Here is a 16,814-nt window from a genome sequence, read left to right as displayed (position 1 = left end):
CTTATGAATATTTCAGTTATTGGTACAGGATCATGGGGAACAGCGCTTGCAAATGTCTTAGCAGATAATGGTCATGATGTATTAATGTGGGGACGAAATGAAGCGACTGTTACTGAATTAAATGAAAAACATTCAAACGAGAAATATTTAAAGAATGTGAAACTAAATAATCAATTAAAAGCAACAATTTCTTTAGAAAAAGCAATTTTGCATTCAAAAATTTTAATTATTGCAGTACCTACAAAAGCTATTCGCTCAGTTATGCAAGATATTAATTTATATGCAAATGAAAAGAAAATTTTTATTCATGTTTCTAAAGGATTAGAGCCAGGTACATTTAAACGTATTTCTGAAATGATTGAAGAAGAAATTAAACCTGAATATTTTGAAGGTGTCGGTGTACTTAGTGGACCAAGTCATGCTGAAGAAGTGGCAATTAAACATCCGACAACAGTTGCTGTAGCATCTGCTAACGAAGAAGTACGTAAAATTGCTCAAGATATCTTTATTAATGATTACTTCCGTGTTTATACAAATGATGATTTAATTGGCGTAGAAATTGGCGGTGCTTTAAAGAATATTATTGCACTTGCAGCTGGTTTAATTGATGGTTTAGGTTATGGAGACAATGCTAAAGCGGCATTGGTGACCAGAGGGCTTGCTGAAATCACTCGATTAGGTGTTAAAATGGGTGCTGATCCAATGACATTCATCGGTTTAGCAGGTGTCGGTGACCTGATTGTTACAAGTACTTCAGTACATTCTAGGAACTGGAAATGTGGAAATATGCTTGGTCACGGTGCAACGCTTGATGAAGCTTTAAGTCAAATGGGTATGGTCGTTGAAGGTGTTAGAACAACTGAAGCTGCCTATGAAATGGCAAAAACGTATGGCGTTGAAATGCCTATCACTGAAGGGCTATATCATGTTTTATTTAAAGGTTTAGATGTGAAAGAAGGTATAAAAAATTTAATGAATCGTGAAAAGACGAATGAGTAGGAGTTACTATGTTTAATATATCTAAAATGGATTTGATGTGGGTATCATTTTATTCATTAGGATTAATGTTACTCGCCATGATGTTGATTTATGTTGCAAGGTTTAAAATCAACAATAAAGTTTTAAAGATCATCGTTACAATTTGTGCGTATTTATCTTTATTAATAAGTGCATTGTTAATGATTGTAGTGTTAGGTGGTTCTAATCATGCGTAAATATTTTAAATTATTAACTTTAATGCTATGCACTTTCTTTTTAACAGCTTGTATGTATCCTAAAGAAGAACGTGTAGAAAATCAAGTAGCACCAAATGATCAATTACAAATGATACAAACGGCTGTCGATCAATATAAAAAAGATAATGGTGGACTTTTGCCAATTAAAGAAAGAGATATGTCATATCAAATTTATGTGAAACACCCCATTGATTTTGACAAATTAAAGCCAAAATATATCTCAGATGTACCTGGTACAAGTTATGAGCGTGGGGGCTATTTTCAATATGTATTAATGGATGTTGAAACTAAACCATTAGTAAAAGTGGTTGATTTAAGAACTTCTGAAAAGTTAAAAGATTTAAGAATTCGATTGAATATTAAAAATGATCAATTGCCACTTGGCAAAAAAATTGGTCCAAATGTATATAAAATTGACTACAAAAAATTCGGTTTAAAATCATATCCAACTGTTAAAAGTCCATATAGTGATGAAACATTGCCAATATATATCAATGGAGGCAATGATTTTATCATAGATTACAGTCTTGATTTAGGTAAAGCGTTACAATCAAAGAAATATCAAGTTCATCCAGGCAAAGATATTCGATGGATACTGTATAAAGATTCACCAGTTTTACCAGCATATTCCGTTCCGTATACGGTAAATGATAAAAATGAGCCGATTTTTAAGACAATTCAGAATTAAAATCAAAAAAAATCACTAAAAAACACAATAAACGTTGCAGTGACAACGTTTGTTATGTTAAAGTCAATACATAATGGTACTTACGTATCATTACATAACCTTTTAGGGAGGTGAATTGACATGAATAAAACAGATTTAATCAATGCTGTATCTGAAAGTGCTAACTTAACTAAAAAAGAAGCTGGATTAGCTGTAGATGCTGTTTTTGAATCAATTCAAAAATCATTATCAAACGGTGAAAAAGTTCAATTAATTGGTTTCGGTAACTTCGAAGTTCGTGAACGTGCTGCTCGTAAAGGTCGCAACCCACAAACTGGTAAAGAAATCGACATTCCAGCAAGCAAAGTACCAGCTTTCAAAGCAGGTAAAGCGCTTAAAGACGCAGTTAAATAATTGTGACTTTAAAAAGCCCCTTGATGGGCTTTTTATTTTGTTTATTTTTAAAATGATTACGGTATAATAATGAGTATACTGAAAAAATAGGGGATATTGATATGAGTTATTTATCATGTTATGAGATGCAAATTGAAACTTTAAAAAAGAAATATCCGTACTTTAAGCCAATTGATATAAATCGAAACTTATGTCCTATACTCGATCAAATACAATTAAAAGATAATATTAAAAGTGCAATTCTTTCTATAGATACAAGTATGCGTATGCAAGATGTCATTCAACATGAAAATAAAGATATCTCTGTCCTAAGTTCTGATATTTTAAGTGCATTGTTTTATCATTATATGTCGATTGATTATGATGCTGAAAAATTTAATTTACTTACGCATCAGGTTAAAGTTTACAATGAACAATCCACTTTATTAATACATGAGTGTAATCAAAAAAATGTCGAAAAAATCAAATTTCAATTAACATTTTGCTTTGTTTTACCGTTTATATGTGAAACACAAATTAAAGCGATAATAAACCAATTAGAGGTGCAATAATGACAAATCAATTTCCAAAATCAGGTCAAGAAAAACAAGAGCATGTTTATGAAGTATTCCAAAATATCTCTACAAAATATGATAAATTGAATGATATCATCAGCTTTAATCAACATAAATCATGGCGTAAGTATACGATGAAACAAATGAATGTTAAAAAAGGTAGTAAGGCTTTAGATGTATGTTGTGGAACAGGCGACTGGACAATTCAAATGGCAAAAGCTGTTGGACCAACTGGTGAAGTAACTGGTTTGGACTTTAGTGAGAATATGCTTGCTGTAGGTAAAGAAAAAACGAAAAATATTTCAAATATTAATTTGGTTCATGGTAATGCGATGGATTTACCTTTTGAAGACAATACGTTTGACTACGTAACGATTGGATTTGGTTTAAGAAATGTACCGGATTATAAAGTTGCATTAAGTGAAATGCATCGTGTTTTAAAACCAGGAGGTATGTTAGTTGTTCTTGAAACTTCTCATCCTACTGCACCAGTATTCAAACAAGGTTATCAAGTTTACTTTAAATACATAATGCCATTGTTTGGTAAATTATTTGCTAAATCAATGTCAGAATACAGTTGGCTTCAAGAATCTGCGTTTAACTTCCCAAATAAATATGATTTGGCTCGAATGATTGCAGATGTTGGATTTAATAATATCAAAATAAAAGCATTCACTGGTGGCGTTAGTGCAATGCATTTAGCTTATAAGAAATAATGAAAGATTATAAAGTATATTTAGCCCCTCATATTCAGGAAGTGACGCAAATTCTACAAAATGCACTTCAGTCTGATTCGGCCTTATTAGAAGAAGCTAGCTTGCATATTTTACAATCAGGTGGAAAAAGGGTCAGACCAATGTTTGTATTGTTAAGTGGCTTGATGGGAGATGTAACTAAACAGGATGCTTTATTAAAAACAAGTGCAAGTTTAGAACTTGTTCATATGGCAAGCTTAGTACATGATGACTATATTGACAATAGTGATAAACGCCGTGGACATGATGCTGTTCACCATGCATATGGTGAAGCCATTGCTATAAAAACAGGTCATTTTGTACTTGCTGAAGCACTTCATTTAATTGCAGATATAAATGATGAAAAATTTCATCAATCTTTTGCCAATACCATTTTGCAAGTTTGTTATGGCGAATTAGATCAAATGAATGATCGATTTGTATATCCAATCTCAATGACAACCTATTTAAGACGTATTAAAAGAAAGACCGCCGTTTTAATTCAAGCAAGTTGCGAATTAGGTGCAAGAAGCACCAACTGTGATGAAAGAATTATTTATCACTTAAAACGATTCGGTTATTATGTTGGAATGAGTTTTCAAATTATCGATGATATTTTGGACTATATTAGTGATGAAGCTACGCTTGGAAAACCTGCTGGTAGTGACTTATTAAATGGCCATATCACATTACCACTTATGATAACTGCTAAGCATGATAAAGATATTCATCAAATGTTAATCAAAATAAGTGCATCAGAAAGCATTTCTGATGAACAACTCTCAGTGATCATTGAAAAAGTACGTAAATATGGTATTGAAGAATCGAAACAAATCAGTAGTTTATTTGCTGAGAAAGCACTTCAACATTTAGAACAAATCCCTCAAAATGTAAATAGAGATTATTTGATGGCAATTCATCAAAAAATGTTAAACAGAGCCTTTTAAGTTATTGCTATAAAACGCTTACAATGATAAAATAATTTTCGTAATACATTAAAAACAAGGTAGGGATTATGAATGGAAAGAACATTTTTAATGATTAAACCTGATGGGGTAGGTAGAGGTTTAGTTGGTGAAATCGTAAAACGTTTAGAAAATAAAGGTTTAAAAATTGTTGGTGCTAAATTAATGGCAGTATCAGAAGATTTAGCTAAAACACACTACGGTGAACATAGTGAAAAACCATTCTTCGGTGAATTGGTTGATTTCATTACTTCAGGACCAGTATTTGCAATGGTTCTTGAAGGTGAAAATGTAGTTGAAGTTGGACGTACTTTAGTTGGTAAAACAAATCCAAGCGAATCTTTACCTGGTACAATCCGCGGAGACTTTGGTTTAACTGTTGGTAAAAACATCATTCACGGTTCAGATTCAGTTGAATCAGCAAATAAAGAAATTGCTTTATGGTTTAAAGAAGAAGAATTAGTAGATTACAATTTAGTAACTTCTACTTGGGTATATTAATAATTACTTGAAAAGTCACAGTGATGTGGCTTTTTTTATTGTCTTAATTTATTTATATTGATAAGATTTATTAGTAAATGGAGGCGAGAGTATGAGATTTTTAACGGCTGGTGAATCACACGGTCCAAAGTTAACTGTAATCGTTGAAGGTGTGCCTTCAAATTTGTACTTAACAAAAGAGATGATTAATGAAGCATTATTCAAACGTCAAGGTGGTTATGGTAGAGGACGAAGAATGCAAATTGAGAAGGACACTGTTGAGATTACGTCAGGTGTCAGAAATGGTTATACTTTAGGATCACCGATCACGTTAGAGATTATAAATGATGACCATAAGCATTGGTTAAAGATTATGGGCGTGGATCCTATTTCAGAAGATGAAGCAAATCAAATGAAACGTGTTATTACGAAACCAAGACCAGGACATGCGGATTTAGTAGGTGGTATGAAATATCATCATAGAGATTTACGAAATGTCTTAGAACGATCAAGTGCCCGTGAAACAGCTGCAAGAGTCGCAGTTGGTGCAGTATGCAAAGTAATATTAAAGGCATTAAATATTGATATTTTTTCTAGAGTCGTTGAAATTGGTGGTGTGAGAGATTCCGAGCAATATAAAGTTGAAACCATTCAACAAAAATGTGATCAAAATGATGTTCGATGCATTGATGACAATATCGCTGAAGCAATGCGTCAACGTATAGACGAAGCGAAACAAGATGGGGATTCAATTGGTGGTGAAGTTCAAGTCATTGCAACAAACGTACCAGCAGGTTTAGGGAGTTATGTTCATTATGACCGTAAATTAGACGGTAAAATAGCACAAGGTGTCGTTAGTATTAATGCTTTTAAAGCCGTATCATTTGGTGCTGGATTTGAAATGAAATCATTACCTGGGAGCGAGGTTCAAGATCCGATCACTTATGAAAATGGATATACGAGAAGTTCGAATCAACTTGGTGGATTTGAAGGTGGTATGACAAATGGTATGCCAATTGTAGTGAATGGCATTATGAAACCTATACCAACACTTTACAAACCTTTAAATTCTGTAGATATCAATACGAAAAAACCATTTAAAGCAACAATTGAACGTAGTGACAGTTGTGCAGTGCCTGCTGCTAGTATTGTATGTGAGTATGTTGTCTCATTTGAACTTGCAAAAGAGATATTAAACGAATTTCAAAGCAACGATATCAATCAATTGCTTCAACAAGTGGAACAATATCGTCAATACTTAAAGGAGTATTGATATGAGATTAATGACTACATATGTTAATGATAATTATCCAATTGTAATTGAACAGGGCGCTTTAAATCAGCCATATGATTTTAGTAAATATGATTTTAGATTTGCATTTATTGATGAACAGGTTTATCAATATCATGCAGTAATGATTGATACTTTTTTGAATAAACATCAAATAAAAAAAGTCGTTATTCCTTCGGGGGAAAAAATAAAACAACTTAAATTTTATGAAGAATATATCAATTTGCTACTTGAACATAAAATTACCAGAAATAGTTGCCTATTTGCAATTGGTGGGGGTGCATGTGGTGATTTCACTGGATTTGTAGCCGCATCAATATTAAGAGGTATAGATTTTATTCAAATTCCCACGACTATATTGGCACATGATTCTGCAGTCGGAGGTAAAGTCGGTATTAATTCTAAATACGGCAAAAATTTAATCGGTGCATTCAAAAGACCAAAAGCTGTCATTTATGATTTGCGATTCTTATCAACTTTAAGTACAACAGAAACATTAAGTGGATTTACTGAATTGATAAAGCACGTGTTCATTAATCCAAATCTTGATATATATCGTTTGATGAATGATTTTAAAGAAATGAATGATTTAAAAGATTTTCATAAGCTAGAATCATGGTTAACAAAAGGGATACAAACGAAATTAGAAATTGTCATTCAAGATGAGTTTGAAGGCAACAAAAGAAAATATTTAAATTTTGGTCATACATTTGGTCATGCTATTGAAGTAGTTAACCGTATTCCTCATGGCATCGCAGTTCATTATGGCATTATATTTGCATTGGTATTAGCAAATTTTCCGAGCAAGTTTATAAATCAATATGTTAAATGGACAAGTCAATTAGGCTATCCAAATGATCAAATTCAAATGATGGATTTTAATTTTTATTTAGAAAAAATGAAACAAGATAAAAAAAATAAAGGACAACACGTTCATTTTGTATTATTAAAGAAAAATGACAAGGACCAAAAAAATATTTTATTGATTGAATCGATAGAAGAAGAAGCTTTATATAACACATTTAATGCGTTTAAAGCAATAGTAGGTGAATCAAATGAAAAATAACCAATGTTTAGGACCATTAATCGGTACAATATCAGTGCCAGGTGATAAATCAATTACGCATAGAGCAGTAATGATGACAAGTTTAGCAACTGGACAAGCTAAAATCACAAAACCTTTATTAGGTGAAGATTGCATGCGTACAATAGAAATATTCAAACAATTAGGTGTTCAAATTGAAATTGATACCAATGGTGATGTTCAAGTTGATTCAAAAGGTTACCAAAATTTTATTGAACCACATCAAACGCTCTATACAGGTAATTCTGGAACTACTACGAGATTACTTGCTGGTTTACTGAGTGGATTGCCAATGTTAACAGTATTAAGTGGGGATGCATCTATTGGAAAACGACCAATGGATAGAGTGATTACACCACTTAAACAAATGAATGCAAATATTATTGGATCGAATGGAAACAAAAATACACCACTTATCATGCAACCTAGTCAAATTTCTGGAACAGACTATCAAATGACGGTTGCAAGTGCTCAAGTAAAATCTGCTTTGATGTTTGCAGGTCTTTTCGCAAATGATGAAGTAAAAATTACAGAATTGGAACAAACGAGAAATCATACAGAAATAATGTTTAAACAATTTGGTATTCCTGTAGATGTCGATGGTTTGACAATTTCGATGCCAAAATCAAGTGTTAACTTGATTCAACAAACTAATATTGATGTTCCAGGTGACATTTCATCTGCAGCTTTCTTTATTGTTGCAGCATTAATCACGCCAGGCAGTGATATTACCATTAAAAATGTAGGTATCAATTTAACGCGTGCAGGTATTATCGAAGTTTGTCAAAAAATGAATGCGAATATTGAACTTTTGAATATTCAAGATGAACATGAAAAAATTGCAGACATTCGCGTGAGATACACAGAAAATATGAAAGCTACAACAATTGAAGGCGCTTTGATACCTAAGCTAATTGATGAAATTCCTATATTGGCATTGTTATTAGCTTATGCAAAAGGGACAAGTGTGATTAAAGATGCAGAGGAACTTAAAGTAAAGGAAACGAATCGCATTGATGCGACCGTTGATACTTTAAATTTATTAGGCTATCATATGGAGAAAACAGATGACGGGATGATTATTTATGGGTTGGAAAAACAAATAAAGCATGCCAATACATTTGATACATATCATGATCACAGAATTGGCATGATGTTATATGTAGCAAGCTTGTTTGAAACAGATATGAATATTGAAAATGACGAAGTGATAGATATTTCTTATCCAAATTTCATTGAAGATTTCAAATCATTAATACAAGGAGAGATTTAATGGATATTTATCAATTAATAGATAACATTCACTTACAAAAGTTAGAACAATTAGATGAACGCGTGAAAGACACTTTATTTACAGACGATCATGAAGGATTATTTCAATTAGGAGAAACTTTATTTCAATTTGGACTTGTAGATAATGCGTTAAAAGTTTTTGAAAGATTATTTGAACTTTATCCTGAAGATGCAGATGTATTTGCTTATTACATTGAAGCTTTAGTAGATAATAACGAAATAGACCAAGCATTAACAATTTTACATCAAATGCCTAAGTCAGTATCACGATTAATGTTAGAAGCGGATATTTATCAACAACAAGGAATGATGGAAGTTGCGATTGATAAAGTGATTGAGGCAAGACATTTATCTCAGGATGATCCCATTTTAACGTATGCTCTAAGTGAACTTTATTATTTTGATGGGGATTATTTAAAAGCAGCAAAGCATTATGAAATGTTATTAAATGATGGTATTGATGAGATTAATAATGTTCACATTAAATTAAGACTAGCAGACAGCATGTTACAAGCTGGTGATTATGATGATGCTAATGAACTGTACCAAACGATTGATGAAAAATTATTTTCAAGTGATGATTATTTCAAAAAAGCAATCAGTTACCAAAAAACAGATCAAGTCAAAAGTGCCATTGAGATTTTACAACAATTAAATGAAAAAGATCCTGATTATATGCAAGCATACCTATTACTAGTAAACTTGCTAGAATCAGAAAGACGATATGAAGATGCAATTTTAATTGGACAAAAAGGTATTTTATTAAATGAATTTTATAAGGAATTATTAGTGGATACAGGTCGTATTATGATTAAAATGCATCAAGAAAAAGGTGCGGAATATTTAATTCAAGCATTAACGATTGATCCATCATATGTTGAAGCAAGTCTTTTATTAACAGATTATTACATTCAAGAAGAAGATTATGATGCGATGATACAATTGTTCGGTGTTATCGATGAAGATGATATGGATCCAACAATCATGTGGAAATTGGCTTATAGCTATCAACAGCTTGAAAGAGACAAAGAAGCAAAACATTTATACCATGAAGCGTTCCAACAATTAAATGAGAACTTAGATTTCTTAAAAGACTATTATCTTTATACAAGAGAAATCGGGGAACATCAGTTAAATGAAATACTTTATGCAAAAATTAAATCAATTGATTCTACTTATTTAGAAGAGTTTGAAGATGAAAGCTATTAATCAATTACATTTACAGTTTTTAAATCAAATATTGTATGATTATAAAATTGAAAATGAATATTGTGTATGGTTACTTAATTATTTAAAAGATTGTAATAGGCCCACTTTTTTTAATGAAATACAAGAAGAAGGCATGGTTATATATGTTAGAAATCAATTTCAACTAAGACTTATTGATGGTGATTCGATCATTTATAATCAACAAGAAATATTTAATCAAGTCATTCATTCAAAATTACCTGTGATTTTAATATTTGAAAATTTTTTAAAAAATCATCGCAAACTCTTATTGATAAATTTTATTTCAATTTTGGAAAATGCTATTCATCAGCCTAATGAAGATATGTTAGAACAAATAACAAGTTTTCCATTAGAAGATATCCAGAAGCAAATATTATATCTAGAAGAATTTAATATATTAAAAAATGAATTACACATTAAAATTGATGCATCTTTAGATCATCATCAATACGATCTATTTATGTATTATTCAAAATTATCGAACAAACTGTTGGAGGTTCAAAATGATATTTAATCACGAAGATATTAAAACACTTCATTTAGAAAAAGATTATATTGATACTGCAATTGTGCCTGTGATTGAAGTGGATTATACGAACAATTATTTAAAAATTGCTGATGAATTAGAAATGTTACAAGTGGTGTTAATGAATTTAGAAGCGCAGTTTAAAGGACGCTTATTACTATTACCTACAATTCAACAATTGAAAGGGCAAACACCTGTTCATGAAGTGATTGAAACACAATTACGTTCATTTGGATTTAAAACGATATTATTTGTTGGACCAAATCATACCATATCAGAAAATATTCATTTTCAAAAAATCAATATTATGCCTTTATCAAGCATGGATGATAGTATGAAGCAAGAATTTGTTCAAGAAAATGTCAAACTTTTAATGAAAAGTATTATTTTTGAGTGGAATCGTTAAAAAAAGGACAATAAATTGTCACATGTTATTGACCAAGTAGTTTTATTAAGCTAAAATTGATATGTCCTAGTATATTTTAGTAAAAAAGAACGTTAGAGGGGGGAAAATTAAATGAGCCAACGTGTCACACGACGCCAATTTTTAAACTATTCCTTAATGGGAGTTGGGTCATTTATGGCAGCTGGTATGGTCATGCCTTTAGGTCGCTTTGCATTAGATCCAGTGTTCAAATCAGGTTCTGCTGGTAGTATGATTGCAACAAGCGTAAAAGTTTCAGAAATTAAAGAAGAACCAACAAAGGTTGACTTTAAATTCGAACAAAAAGATGCATGGTATACAAGTGAAGTAACTGCGTTTGCTTGGGTTTACAAAGAGGGTAACAAAATTATTGCGTTATCACCAACTTGTAAACACTTAGGTTGTACAGTAACATGGAACGGTGATAAATCAAATCCAAACCAATTCTTCTGTCCATGTCATAATGGTCGTTACGAAAAGAATGGTAAAAATGTTCCTGGTACACCACCATTAGCACCGTTAGATCAATTTGAAACTGGTGAAAAAGGTGGGGTTCTTACTATCGGTAAGAAACATCCAAATGAATTAGCAAAATAGGAGGGTAAATAATGATCAGTAAAATTTATGATTGGGTCGATGACAGACTTGACATTACACCAATTTGGCGTGATATCGCAGATCATGAAGTGCCTGAGCATGTTAACCCTGCTTATCACTTTTCTGCTTTCGTCTATTGTTTTGGTGGATTAACATTTTTTATAACAGTCATCCAAGTTTTATCAGGAATGTTCTTAACAATGTATTATGTTCCAGACATTATCAATGCTTGGAAATCAGTTTATTACTTACAACATGATGTCGCTGCGGGTGTAATTGTACGTGGTATGCATCACTGGGGTGCCAGTCTTGTTGTTGTAATGATGTTCTTACATACATTACGTGTATTCTTTACAGGAAGCTACAAACAACCACGTGAGTTAAACTGGTTAGTTGGTGTATTAATTTTCTTCGTAATGTTAGGTTTAAGTTTCACAGGTTACTTATTACCTTGGGATATGAAAGCATTATTTGCAACTAAAGTAGGTTTACAAATTGCAGAGTCAGTGCCATTCATTGGACCATGGGTTAAAACTTTATTAGCCGGCGATCCAGAAATCGTTGGTGCACAAACATTGACGCGATTCTTCGCTATTCATGTGTTCTTCTTACCAGCATGTTTATTCGCGTTATTAGCAGCACACTTTATCATGATTCGAAAACAAGGTATTTCGGGTCCATTATAAACACGAATAAACAAAGGAGGTTATTTGAATGCATCGCGGTAAAGGGATGAAATTTGTTGGTGATTCTCGTATTAAATCGTACGATAAACCAAAGTTAAATAGAGATTACTCTGAATTCCCAGGTAAAACTGAAAGTTTTTGGCCAGATTTCTTATTAAAAGAATGGATGACAGGTGCTGTATTCTTAGTTGCATACTTATGTTTAACAGTAGCACATCCATCTCCATTAGAACGTGTGGCTGATCCATCAGATACTGGTTATACACCATTACCAGACTGGTATTTCTTATTTTTATACCAAATCTTAAAATACACTTATGCATCAGGTCCATTTAATACATTTGGTGCAATTATTATGCCAGGTATTGCTTTTGGTGCATTAATGTTAGCACCATGGTTAGACCGTGGTCCTGAGCGTAAATGGAGCAAACGTCCATTTGCAAGTGGTTTTATGTTATTAACAGTTGCTATTTTATTCTATACAACTTGGGAATCTTCTCATTATCATGATTGGAAGACTCAAGCTGCTCAAGGTAAAATTTCTTTCACAAACTTAGATAAAAAAGATCCAACTTATGAAAAAATAATCAAAGCTAACTGTACAAGTTGTCACGGTGGTGAATTAACAGGTGGGGCTGGTCCTAACCTAGTTAAATCTCAATTACCAGCAGCTGCAGTGGAGGGATTTGTTACTAAAGGATCTGGTGCAATGCCAGGATTTAAAGATTCTTTAACAAAAGAACAAATTAAAGAAGTTGGTAAATTCATCGAAGGTTTAGAAGAAACTGACGAGAATGGCAAACCAATTAAAAAATAATTTTAAAGAATCATCTTAGGATGATTCTTTTTTTATAGAGGTGCCAAATGATCGAACAATATTATTTATGGTTACAAAGTAAGTGGTTTGTTATCTCAATTATCATTGCCAATATATTAGGTACAATATACGGCTATTATTGGTATATGCCACAATTAGAAAATACTAAGTGGTTCTTTATTCCTTTTGTACCGGATAGTCCAACGGCAACGCTATTCTTAGTTATCGCATTGATTTTGACCTTATTTAAAAAGCATAACGGTTATTTCGAAGCTTTAGCATTTGTAACACTCATTAAATATGGTATTTGGGCAGTAATTATGAATATCTTTACTTTTGTTGTGTTACACGAAGTGACGTTTATTGGTATGATGTTAATTTGCTCACATAGTATTATGGCCATTCAAGCATTCTTTTTTTATCCACTTTTTAAAATTAAAGTACGTCATATTGTTATTACTGCTATTTGGGTCTTCCATAATGATGTGATCGATTATGTATACATGCAATATCCAATTTACAGTATGTTGAGTGAATATATTCAACATATTGGTTATTTTTCATTTTGGCTAAGTATCAGTTGTTTGCTTTGTTTATTATACTTAAATAATAGAGATAAAATATTTGATTAATTTTGACTAATTGAATAAAATAGTGGAGTATACTAATTAAAGGAGTGTTGAAATGGGTGCATATATTCTTTATTTTATTTTAATCATGATCGTTCCAATGTATTTCCAGCATAAAGTTAAAACAACATATAATAAATACAGTAAAGTACGATCAACGAGTGGAAAAACGGGTGCACAAGTAGCTGAAGAAATTTTAGCAGCGAATAATATTACTGATGTTCAAGTTTTAGAAGGAGAAGGCTTCTTATCAGATCATTATGATCCAAGTAAGAAAGTAGTTGTTTTATCGCCAGCCAATTATCGCCAGCCAAGTGTTGCCGCTACAGCAATTGCTGCACATGAAGTTGGTCATGCAATTCAACATGCAACAGGTTATCATTTCTTAAATGTACGTTCTAGCTTATTTCCATTAGCTAATTTAGGTACAACTTTAAGTTATTTACTAATTATGATTGGTGCTGTATTAACTGGTATTTCCCAACAAGGTGGAGGCATCGGTGCCATGGCCATTTGGGCTGGTGTTATTTTAATGAGTTTTTCAGTACTATTTTCTATTGTGACTTTACCTGTAGAATTTGATGCAAGTAAACGAGCAATGAGACAAATTGAAAAATTGAATATTGTAAATAAAGAAGAATACAAACATGCAAAACGTGTATTAGGTGCTGCAGCAATGACATACGTTGCTGCGACAGCTGTTGCAGTTGCTGAATTTATTAGATTCTTTATGATGGCAAGAAATAATGATTAAAAAAAAGAAGCTTATGCTTCTTTTTTTATTTTTCTATTGGATTTTTTTGTTCATCTAATGTAAATCCTTCACCTAGCACATCATGTACATCCAATAAAGAAACAAATGCGTGAGGATCTATAGCATTAATGATTTGTTTTAATCTTGTTATTTCATTTCGAGGTACAACACAATATACCATTGGTTTATCTTGATTAGAATAATGACCTTTTGCAGAAATTATCGTTACACCACGCTCTAGTGTATTGTTAATTTCGTTTGAAATTTTATGATACTCTTCAGAAATGATAAGTGCACCACGCGCTGAGTACCCCGAGTCTTGAATCATATCGATGACGCGAGCACCGATAAATACACAGACTAATGTGTACATAGTAATTTTATAATCACCGATAGTTAAATAAGTAGCTAAAATAACACAGCAATCAAATAAAAACATGGTTCTTCCCATTTGAATATCAAAGTACTTTTTACAAAGGCGTGCGATAATATCAACGCCACCCGTTGTACCACCATATCTAAATATAATTCCTAAACCGCCACCAATGAATACACCACCATAAAGGCTAGCTAAAAATAAATCATCTTTTAAATCGAAATGGAGTGGAAATTTTTCGCATATGAATAAAAACAATGAAACACTTAATGTTCCCACCATTGTATATATAAACGAATGTTTACCTAATAATTTATATCCCACAAAAAAGAGTGGTATATTAAAGATTAAGTTCAATAATGCCGGACTATACTTGAATAAATGATATAATATTAATGCAATACCGGTGAATCCACCTTCAGTAAGTTCATTGGCCATATTAAAATTGACAATACCAAAACTAAAAATAAATGAGCCAATTAATATAAATAGAATGTTGATGAATTTAATTTTTATTTTCACAATATTCCCCCTTATTAATATGTTTATAAATATTATACATAAGATTAATTTAATAGAGTAGGTGTTAATTTGAAAACGTTATCAGGTATACAAAAAGAAGTAGACGATTATATACAACAGTTTAAAGTGGGCTATTTTAGTCCAATGGAAAATATGGTGAGACTTTCAGAAGAAGTTGGGGAATTAGCTAGGGAAATAAACCATGTATATGGCCCGAAACAAAAGAAACTGTCAGAGAAAAAAGGGGATATCGGTATGGAAATTGCCGATAACTTGTTTGTTTTAGTCTGTTTAGCAAATGAAATGGACATTGACTTAGAAGAACAGTTTGAATTAATGATGCATAAATTTAATACACGTGATAAAAATCGATTTGAACGTGTAGATGGAAAGTGATGGAGATTGAAATGAAAATAGGTATTACGTGTTATCCAACAATGGGCGGTTCAGGCATTATTGCAACAGAACTTGGCATTAATATGGCTGAAAAAGGGCATGAAGTTCATTTTATAACTTCAAACACACCTTTTAGAATACAAATGAGTCATCCAAATATTACAATACATCAAGTGGATGTAAACCAATACTCAGTATTTCAATATCCACCATATGATATTACACTTGCAACGAAAATAGCCGAAGTAATCAATAGTTATGATTTAGATATATTACATATGCACTATGCAGTTCCACATGCGATTTGTGGCATTTTAGCAAAACAAATATCAAGAAGTGATGTAAAAATTGTTACAACACTACACGGTACAGATATTACCGTATTGGGATATGATTCAACATTAAAAGAAGCGATAAAGTTTGGAATTGAAGATAGTGATGTTGTTACGAGTGTAAGTGATAGTCTTAAAGAACAGACTTACCAAATTATTGAGCCTTATAAAGAAATTGTTACGGTTTATAATTTTATTAACGAAAAAGATTTTAAAGTAGGTAAAAATTTAGAATTAAGAAGACAATATGGCATTGAAGATGATGAGAAAGTATTAATGCATGTTTCTAATTTTAGAAAAGTAAAACGAATTGAAGATGTAATAAAAACATTTCAACTTGTTCGTCAAGTAATCAAAAGTAAATTGGTATTGGTTGGCGATGGTCCAGAATTGAATGAGATGCGTTGTTTAGCAAAAAAATTAGGCGTTGAAAAAGATGTCTTATTTTTAGGTAAACGATCAAAAATTCAAACGTATTACCAAATGGCGGATTTGTTTTTATTAATGAGTGAGAAAGAAAGCTTTGGTTTAGTGTTACTTGAGGCAATGTATTCAGGAGTGCCTTGTATTGGAACTACTGCTGGAGGCATGAAAGAAGTCATTAAACATCAAGAAACTGGGTATATCGTTGAAATAGGAGATTATACGTCAGCAAGCCAATTTGCGATTCAAATTCTAACAGATGAACAATTATATAAAAAAATGCAAGCAGCGATGTTAATGGACATTAAACAACGATTTAATTCTAATCAAATTTCAAAGCAATATGAAAATATATATTTAGAATTAATAAGATAATATAGGTGTT

The 16,814-nt window shown here is 31.8% G+C and carries 22 protein-coding genes; 21 read left to right on the top strand and 1 reads right to left on the bottom strand.

The genetic code is table 11. The features are described 5' to 3' along the window. Positions 1–3 precede the first annotated feature (3 nt). The 19 genes from ER639_RS02915 (at position 4) to ER639_RS02825 (ending at position 14,380) form a co-directional block, all read left to right on the top strand. Positions 4–999: an NAD(P)H-dependent glycerol-3-phosphate dehydrogenase gene (locus ER639_RS02915; RefSeq protein WP_129064251.1), complete on the top strand. Its 996-nt coding sequence runs from the start codon at positions 4–6 to the stop codon at positions 997–999. 8 nt (positions 1,000–1,007) lie between these two features. Continuing rightward, positions 1,008–1,214, top strand: a complete 207-nt coding sequence (locus tag ER639_RS02910) for a DUF2768 family protein (RefSeq protein WP_129064250.1) — start codon at positions 1,008–1,010, stop codon at positions 1,212–1,214. After that, the gene (locus tag ER639_RS02905; protein WP_129064249.1) at positions 1,207–1,923 is read left to right on the top strand and encodes a hypothetical protein; all 717 of its coding nucleotides are present in this window, start codon (positions 1,207–1,209) and stop codon (positions 1,921–1,923) included. The genes ER639_RS02910 and ER639_RS02905 overlap by 8 nt, the downstream gene beginning before the upstream one ends. A 120-nt stretch (positions 1,924–2,043) precedes the next feature. Further along, complete coding sequence (locus tag ER639_RS02900; protein WP_096076444.1) at positions 2,044–2,316, top strand: HU family DNA-binding protein; 273 nt, start codon at positions 2,044–2,046, stop codon at positions 2,314–2,316. A 101-nt stretch (positions 2,317–2,417) separates the two neighbouring features. Continuing rightward, positions 2,418–2,867 (top strand): hypothetical protein, encoded by a 450-nt coding sequence (locus tag ER639_RS02895; RefSeq protein ID WP_129064248.1) that lies wholly within the window; start codon positions 2,418–2,420, stop codon positions 2,865–2,867. Further along, entirely contained in the window at positions 2,867–3,586 is a 720-nt protein-coding gene (locus tag ER639_RS02890; protein WP_129064247.1) for a demethylmenaquinone methyltransferase, read from the top strand. Before ER639_RS02895 ends, ER639_RS02890 begins: the two co-directional genes overlap by 1 nt. Then, on the top strand, positions 3,586–4,551 hold the full coding sequence (locus tag ER639_RS02885) for a polyprenyl synthetase family protein (protein WP_129064246.1): 966 nt from the start codon (positions 3,586–3,588) through the stop codon (positions 4,549–4,551). Before ER639_RS02890 ends, ER639_RS02885 begins: the two co-directional genes overlap by 1 nt. A gap of 72 nt (positions 4,552–4,623) precedes the next feature. Further along, positions 4,624–5,070 (top strand): nucleoside-diphosphate kinase, encoded by a 447-nt coding sequence (gene ndk, locus ER639_RS02880; RefSeq protein ID WP_129064245.1) that lies wholly within the window; start codon positions 4,624–4,626, stop codon positions 5,068–5,070. Positions 5,071–5,161: 91 nt separating this feature from the next. After that, entirely contained in the window at positions 5,162–6,322 is a 1,161-nt protein-coding gene (aroC, locus tag ER639_RS02875) for a chorismate synthase (protein WP_129064244.1), read from the top strand. A 1-nt stretch (position 6,323) separates the two neighbouring features. Next, positions 6,324–7,406: a 3-dehydroquinate synthase gene (locus ER639_RS02870; RefSeq protein ID WP_129064243.1), complete on the top strand. Its 1,083-nt coding sequence runs from the start codon at positions 6,324–6,326 to the stop codon at positions 7,404–7,406. Further along, positions 7,396–8,697 (top strand): 3-phosphoshikimate 1-carboxyvinyltransferase, encoded by a 1,302-nt coding sequence (gene aroA / locus ER639_RS02865; RefSeq protein ID WP_129064242.1) that lies wholly within the window; start codon positions 7,396–7,398, stop codon positions 8,695–8,697. Before ER639_RS02870 ends, aroA begins: the two co-directional genes overlap by 11 nt. Next, the gene (locus ER639_RS02860) at positions 8,697–9,926 is read left to right on the top strand and encodes a tetratricopeptide repeat protein (protein WP_129064241.1); all 1,230 of its coding nucleotides are present in this window, start codon (positions 8,697–8,699) and stop codon (positions 9,924–9,926) included. Before aroA ends, ER639_RS02860 begins: the two co-directional genes overlap by 1 nt. Next, positions 9,913–10,461, top strand: a complete 549-nt coding sequence (locus ER639_RS02855) for a hypothetical protein (RefSeq protein ID WP_129064240.1) — start codon at positions 9,913–9,915, stop codon at positions 10,459–10,461. The genes ER639_RS02860 and ER639_RS02855 overlap by 14 nt, the downstream gene beginning before the upstream one ends. Continuing rightward, positions 10,451–10,879 (top strand): DUF2487 family protein, encoded by a 429-nt coding sequence (locus ER639_RS02850; RefSeq protein WP_129064239.1) that lies wholly within the window; start codon positions 10,451–10,453, stop codon positions 10,877–10,879. The genes ER639_RS02855 and ER639_RS02850 overlap by 11 nt, the downstream gene beginning before the upstream one ends. A 111-nt stretch (positions 10,880–10,990) precedes the next feature. Further along, a complete protein-coding gene (locus ER639_RS02845; protein WP_129064238.1) occupies positions 10,991–11,494 on the top strand; it encodes a QcrA and Rieske domain-containing protein in 504 nt (167 codons plus the stop codon). 11 nt (positions 11,495–11,505) lie between these two features. Beyond that, entirely contained in the window at positions 11,506–12,180 is a 675-nt protein-coding gene (qcrB, locus tag ER639_RS02840) for a menaquinol-cytochrome c reductase cytochrome b subunit (RefSeq protein ID WP_129064237.1), read from the top strand. 28 nt (positions 12,181–12,208) lie between these two features. Then, positions 12,209–12,997, top strand: coding sequence for a menaquinol-cytochrome c reductase cytochrome b/c subunit (locus ER639_RS02835; protein ID WP_129064236.1), 789 nt, complete (start codon positions 12,209–12,211; stop codon positions 12,995–12,997). A 47-nt stretch (positions 12,998–13,044) separates the two neighbouring features. Further along, positions 13,045–13,629: a DUF1405 domain-containing protein gene (locus ER639_RS02830; RefSeq protein WP_129064235.1), complete on the top strand. Its 585-nt coding sequence runs from the start codon at positions 13,045–13,047 to the stop codon at positions 13,627–13,629. Positions 13,630–13,681: 52 nt separating this feature from the next. Further along, positions 13,682–14,380: a zinc metallopeptidase gene (locus tag ER639_RS02825; RefSeq protein WP_129064234.1), complete on the top strand. Its 699-nt coding sequence runs from the start codon at positions 13,682–13,684 to the stop codon at positions 14,378–14,380. A 25-nt stretch (positions 14,381–14,405) separates the two neighbouring features. On the opposite strand, the gene ER639_RS02820 is transcribed toward ER639_RS02825, so the two are convergent. Further along, a complete protein-coding gene (locus tag ER639_RS02820) occupies positions 14,406–15,278 on the bottom strand; it encodes a YitT family protein (RefSeq protein WP_129064233.1) in 873 nt (290 codons plus the stop codon). 69 nt (positions 15,279–15,347) lie between these two features. On the opposite strand from ER639_RS02820, the gene ER639_RS02815 reads away from it, so the two are divergent. Further along, positions 15,348–15,674 (top strand): nucleotide pyrophosphohydrolase, encoded by a 327-nt coding sequence (locus ER639_RS02815; protein ID WP_129064232.1) that lies wholly within the window; start codon positions 15,348–15,350, stop codon positions 15,672–15,674. Positions 15,675–15,685: 11 nt separating this feature from the next. Further along, positions 15,686–16,804, top strand: coding sequence for an N-acetyl-alpha-D-glucosaminyl L-malate synthase BshA (bshA, locus tag ER639_RS02810; protein WP_129064231.1), 1,119 nt, complete (start codon positions 15,686–15,688; stop codon positions 16,802–16,804). Positions 16,805–16,814: the final 10 nt, after the last annotated feature.

Origin of the sequence: Macrococcus sp. DPC7161, assembly GCF_004117835.1 — a bacterium.
Classification (GTDB): Bacteria; Bacillota; Bacilli; order Staphylococcales; family Staphylococcaceae; genus SDSC01.
Note: the sequence above shows the minus strand (reverse complement) of the source record. Positions and strands in the feature narration are given on the sequence as shown.

Bases quoted from the DNA above. Each gene is read 5' to 3' on its own strand.
- ER639_RS02915 (WP_129064251.1), top strand. From the start codon at position 4: ATGAATATTTCAGTTATTGGTACAGGATCATGGGGAACAGCGCTTGCA.
- ER639_RS02910 (WP_129064250.1), top strand. From the start codon at position 1,008: ATGTTTAATATATCTAAAATGGATTTGATGTGGGTATCATTTTATTCA.
- ER639_RS02905 (WP_129064249.1), top strand. From the start codon at position 1,207: ATGCGTAAATATTTTAAATTATTAACTTTAATGCTATGCACTTTCTTT.
- ER639_RS02900 (WP_096076444.1), top strand. From the start codon at position 2,044: ATGAATAAAACAGATTTAATCAATGCTGTATCTGAAAGTGCTAACTTA.
- ER639_RS02895 (WP_129064248.1), top strand. From the start codon at position 2,418: ATGAGTTATTTATCATGTTATGAGATGCAAATTGAAACTTTAAAAAAG.
- ER639_RS02890 (WP_129064247.1), top strand. From the start codon at position 2,867: ATGACAAATCAATTTCCAAAATCAGGTCAAGAAAAACAAGAGCATGTT.
- ER639_RS02885 (WP_129064246.1), top strand. From the start codon at position 3,586: ATGAAAGATTATAAAGTATATTTAGCCCCTCATATTCAGGAAGTGACG.
- ndk (WP_129064245.1), top strand. From the start codon at position 4,624: ATGGAAAGAACATTTTTAATGATTAAACCTGATGGGGTAGGTAGAGGT.
- aroC (WP_129064244.1), top strand. From the start codon at position 5,162: ATGAGATTTTTAACGGCTGGTGAATCACACGGTCCAAAGTTAACTGTA.
- ER639_RS02870 (WP_129064243.1), top strand. From the start codon at position 6,324: ATGAGATTAATGACTACATATGTTAATGATAATTATCCAATTGTAATT.
- aroA (WP_129064242.1), top strand. From the start codon at position 7,396: ATGAAAAATAACCAATGTTTAGGACCATTAATCGGTACAATATCAGTG.
- ER639_RS02860 (WP_129064241.1), top strand. From the start codon at position 8,697: ATGGATATTTATCAATTAATAGATAACATTCACTTACAAAAGTTAGAA.
- ER639_RS02855 (WP_129064240.1), top strand. From the start codon at position 9,913: ATGAAAGCTATTAATCAATTACATTTACAGTTTTTAAATCAAATATTG.
- ER639_RS02850 (WP_129064239.1), top strand. From the start codon at position 10,451: ATGATATTTAATCACGAAGATATTAAAACACTTCATTTAGAAAAAGAT.
- ER639_RS02845 (WP_129064238.1), top strand. From the start codon at position 10,991: ATGAGCCAACGTGTCACACGACGCCAATTTTTAAACTATTCCTTAATG.
- qcrB (WP_129064237.1), top strand. From the start codon at position 11,506: ATGATCAGTAAAATTTATGATTGGGTCGATGACAGACTTGACATTACA.
- ER639_RS02835 (WP_129064236.1), top strand. From the start codon at position 12,209: ATGCATCGCGGTAAAGGGATGAAATTTGTTGGTGATTCTCGTATTAAA.
- ER639_RS02830 (WP_129064235.1), top strand. From the start codon at position 13,045: ATGATCGAACAATATTATTTATGGTTACAAAGTAAGTGGTTTGTTATC.
- ER639_RS02825 (WP_129064234.1), top strand. From the start codon at position 13,682: ATGGGTGCATATATTCTTTATTTTATTTTAATCATGATCGTTCCAATG.
- bshA (WP_129064231.1), top strand. From the start codon at position 15,686: ATGAAAATAGGTATTACGTGTTATCCAACAATGGGCGGTTCAGGCATT.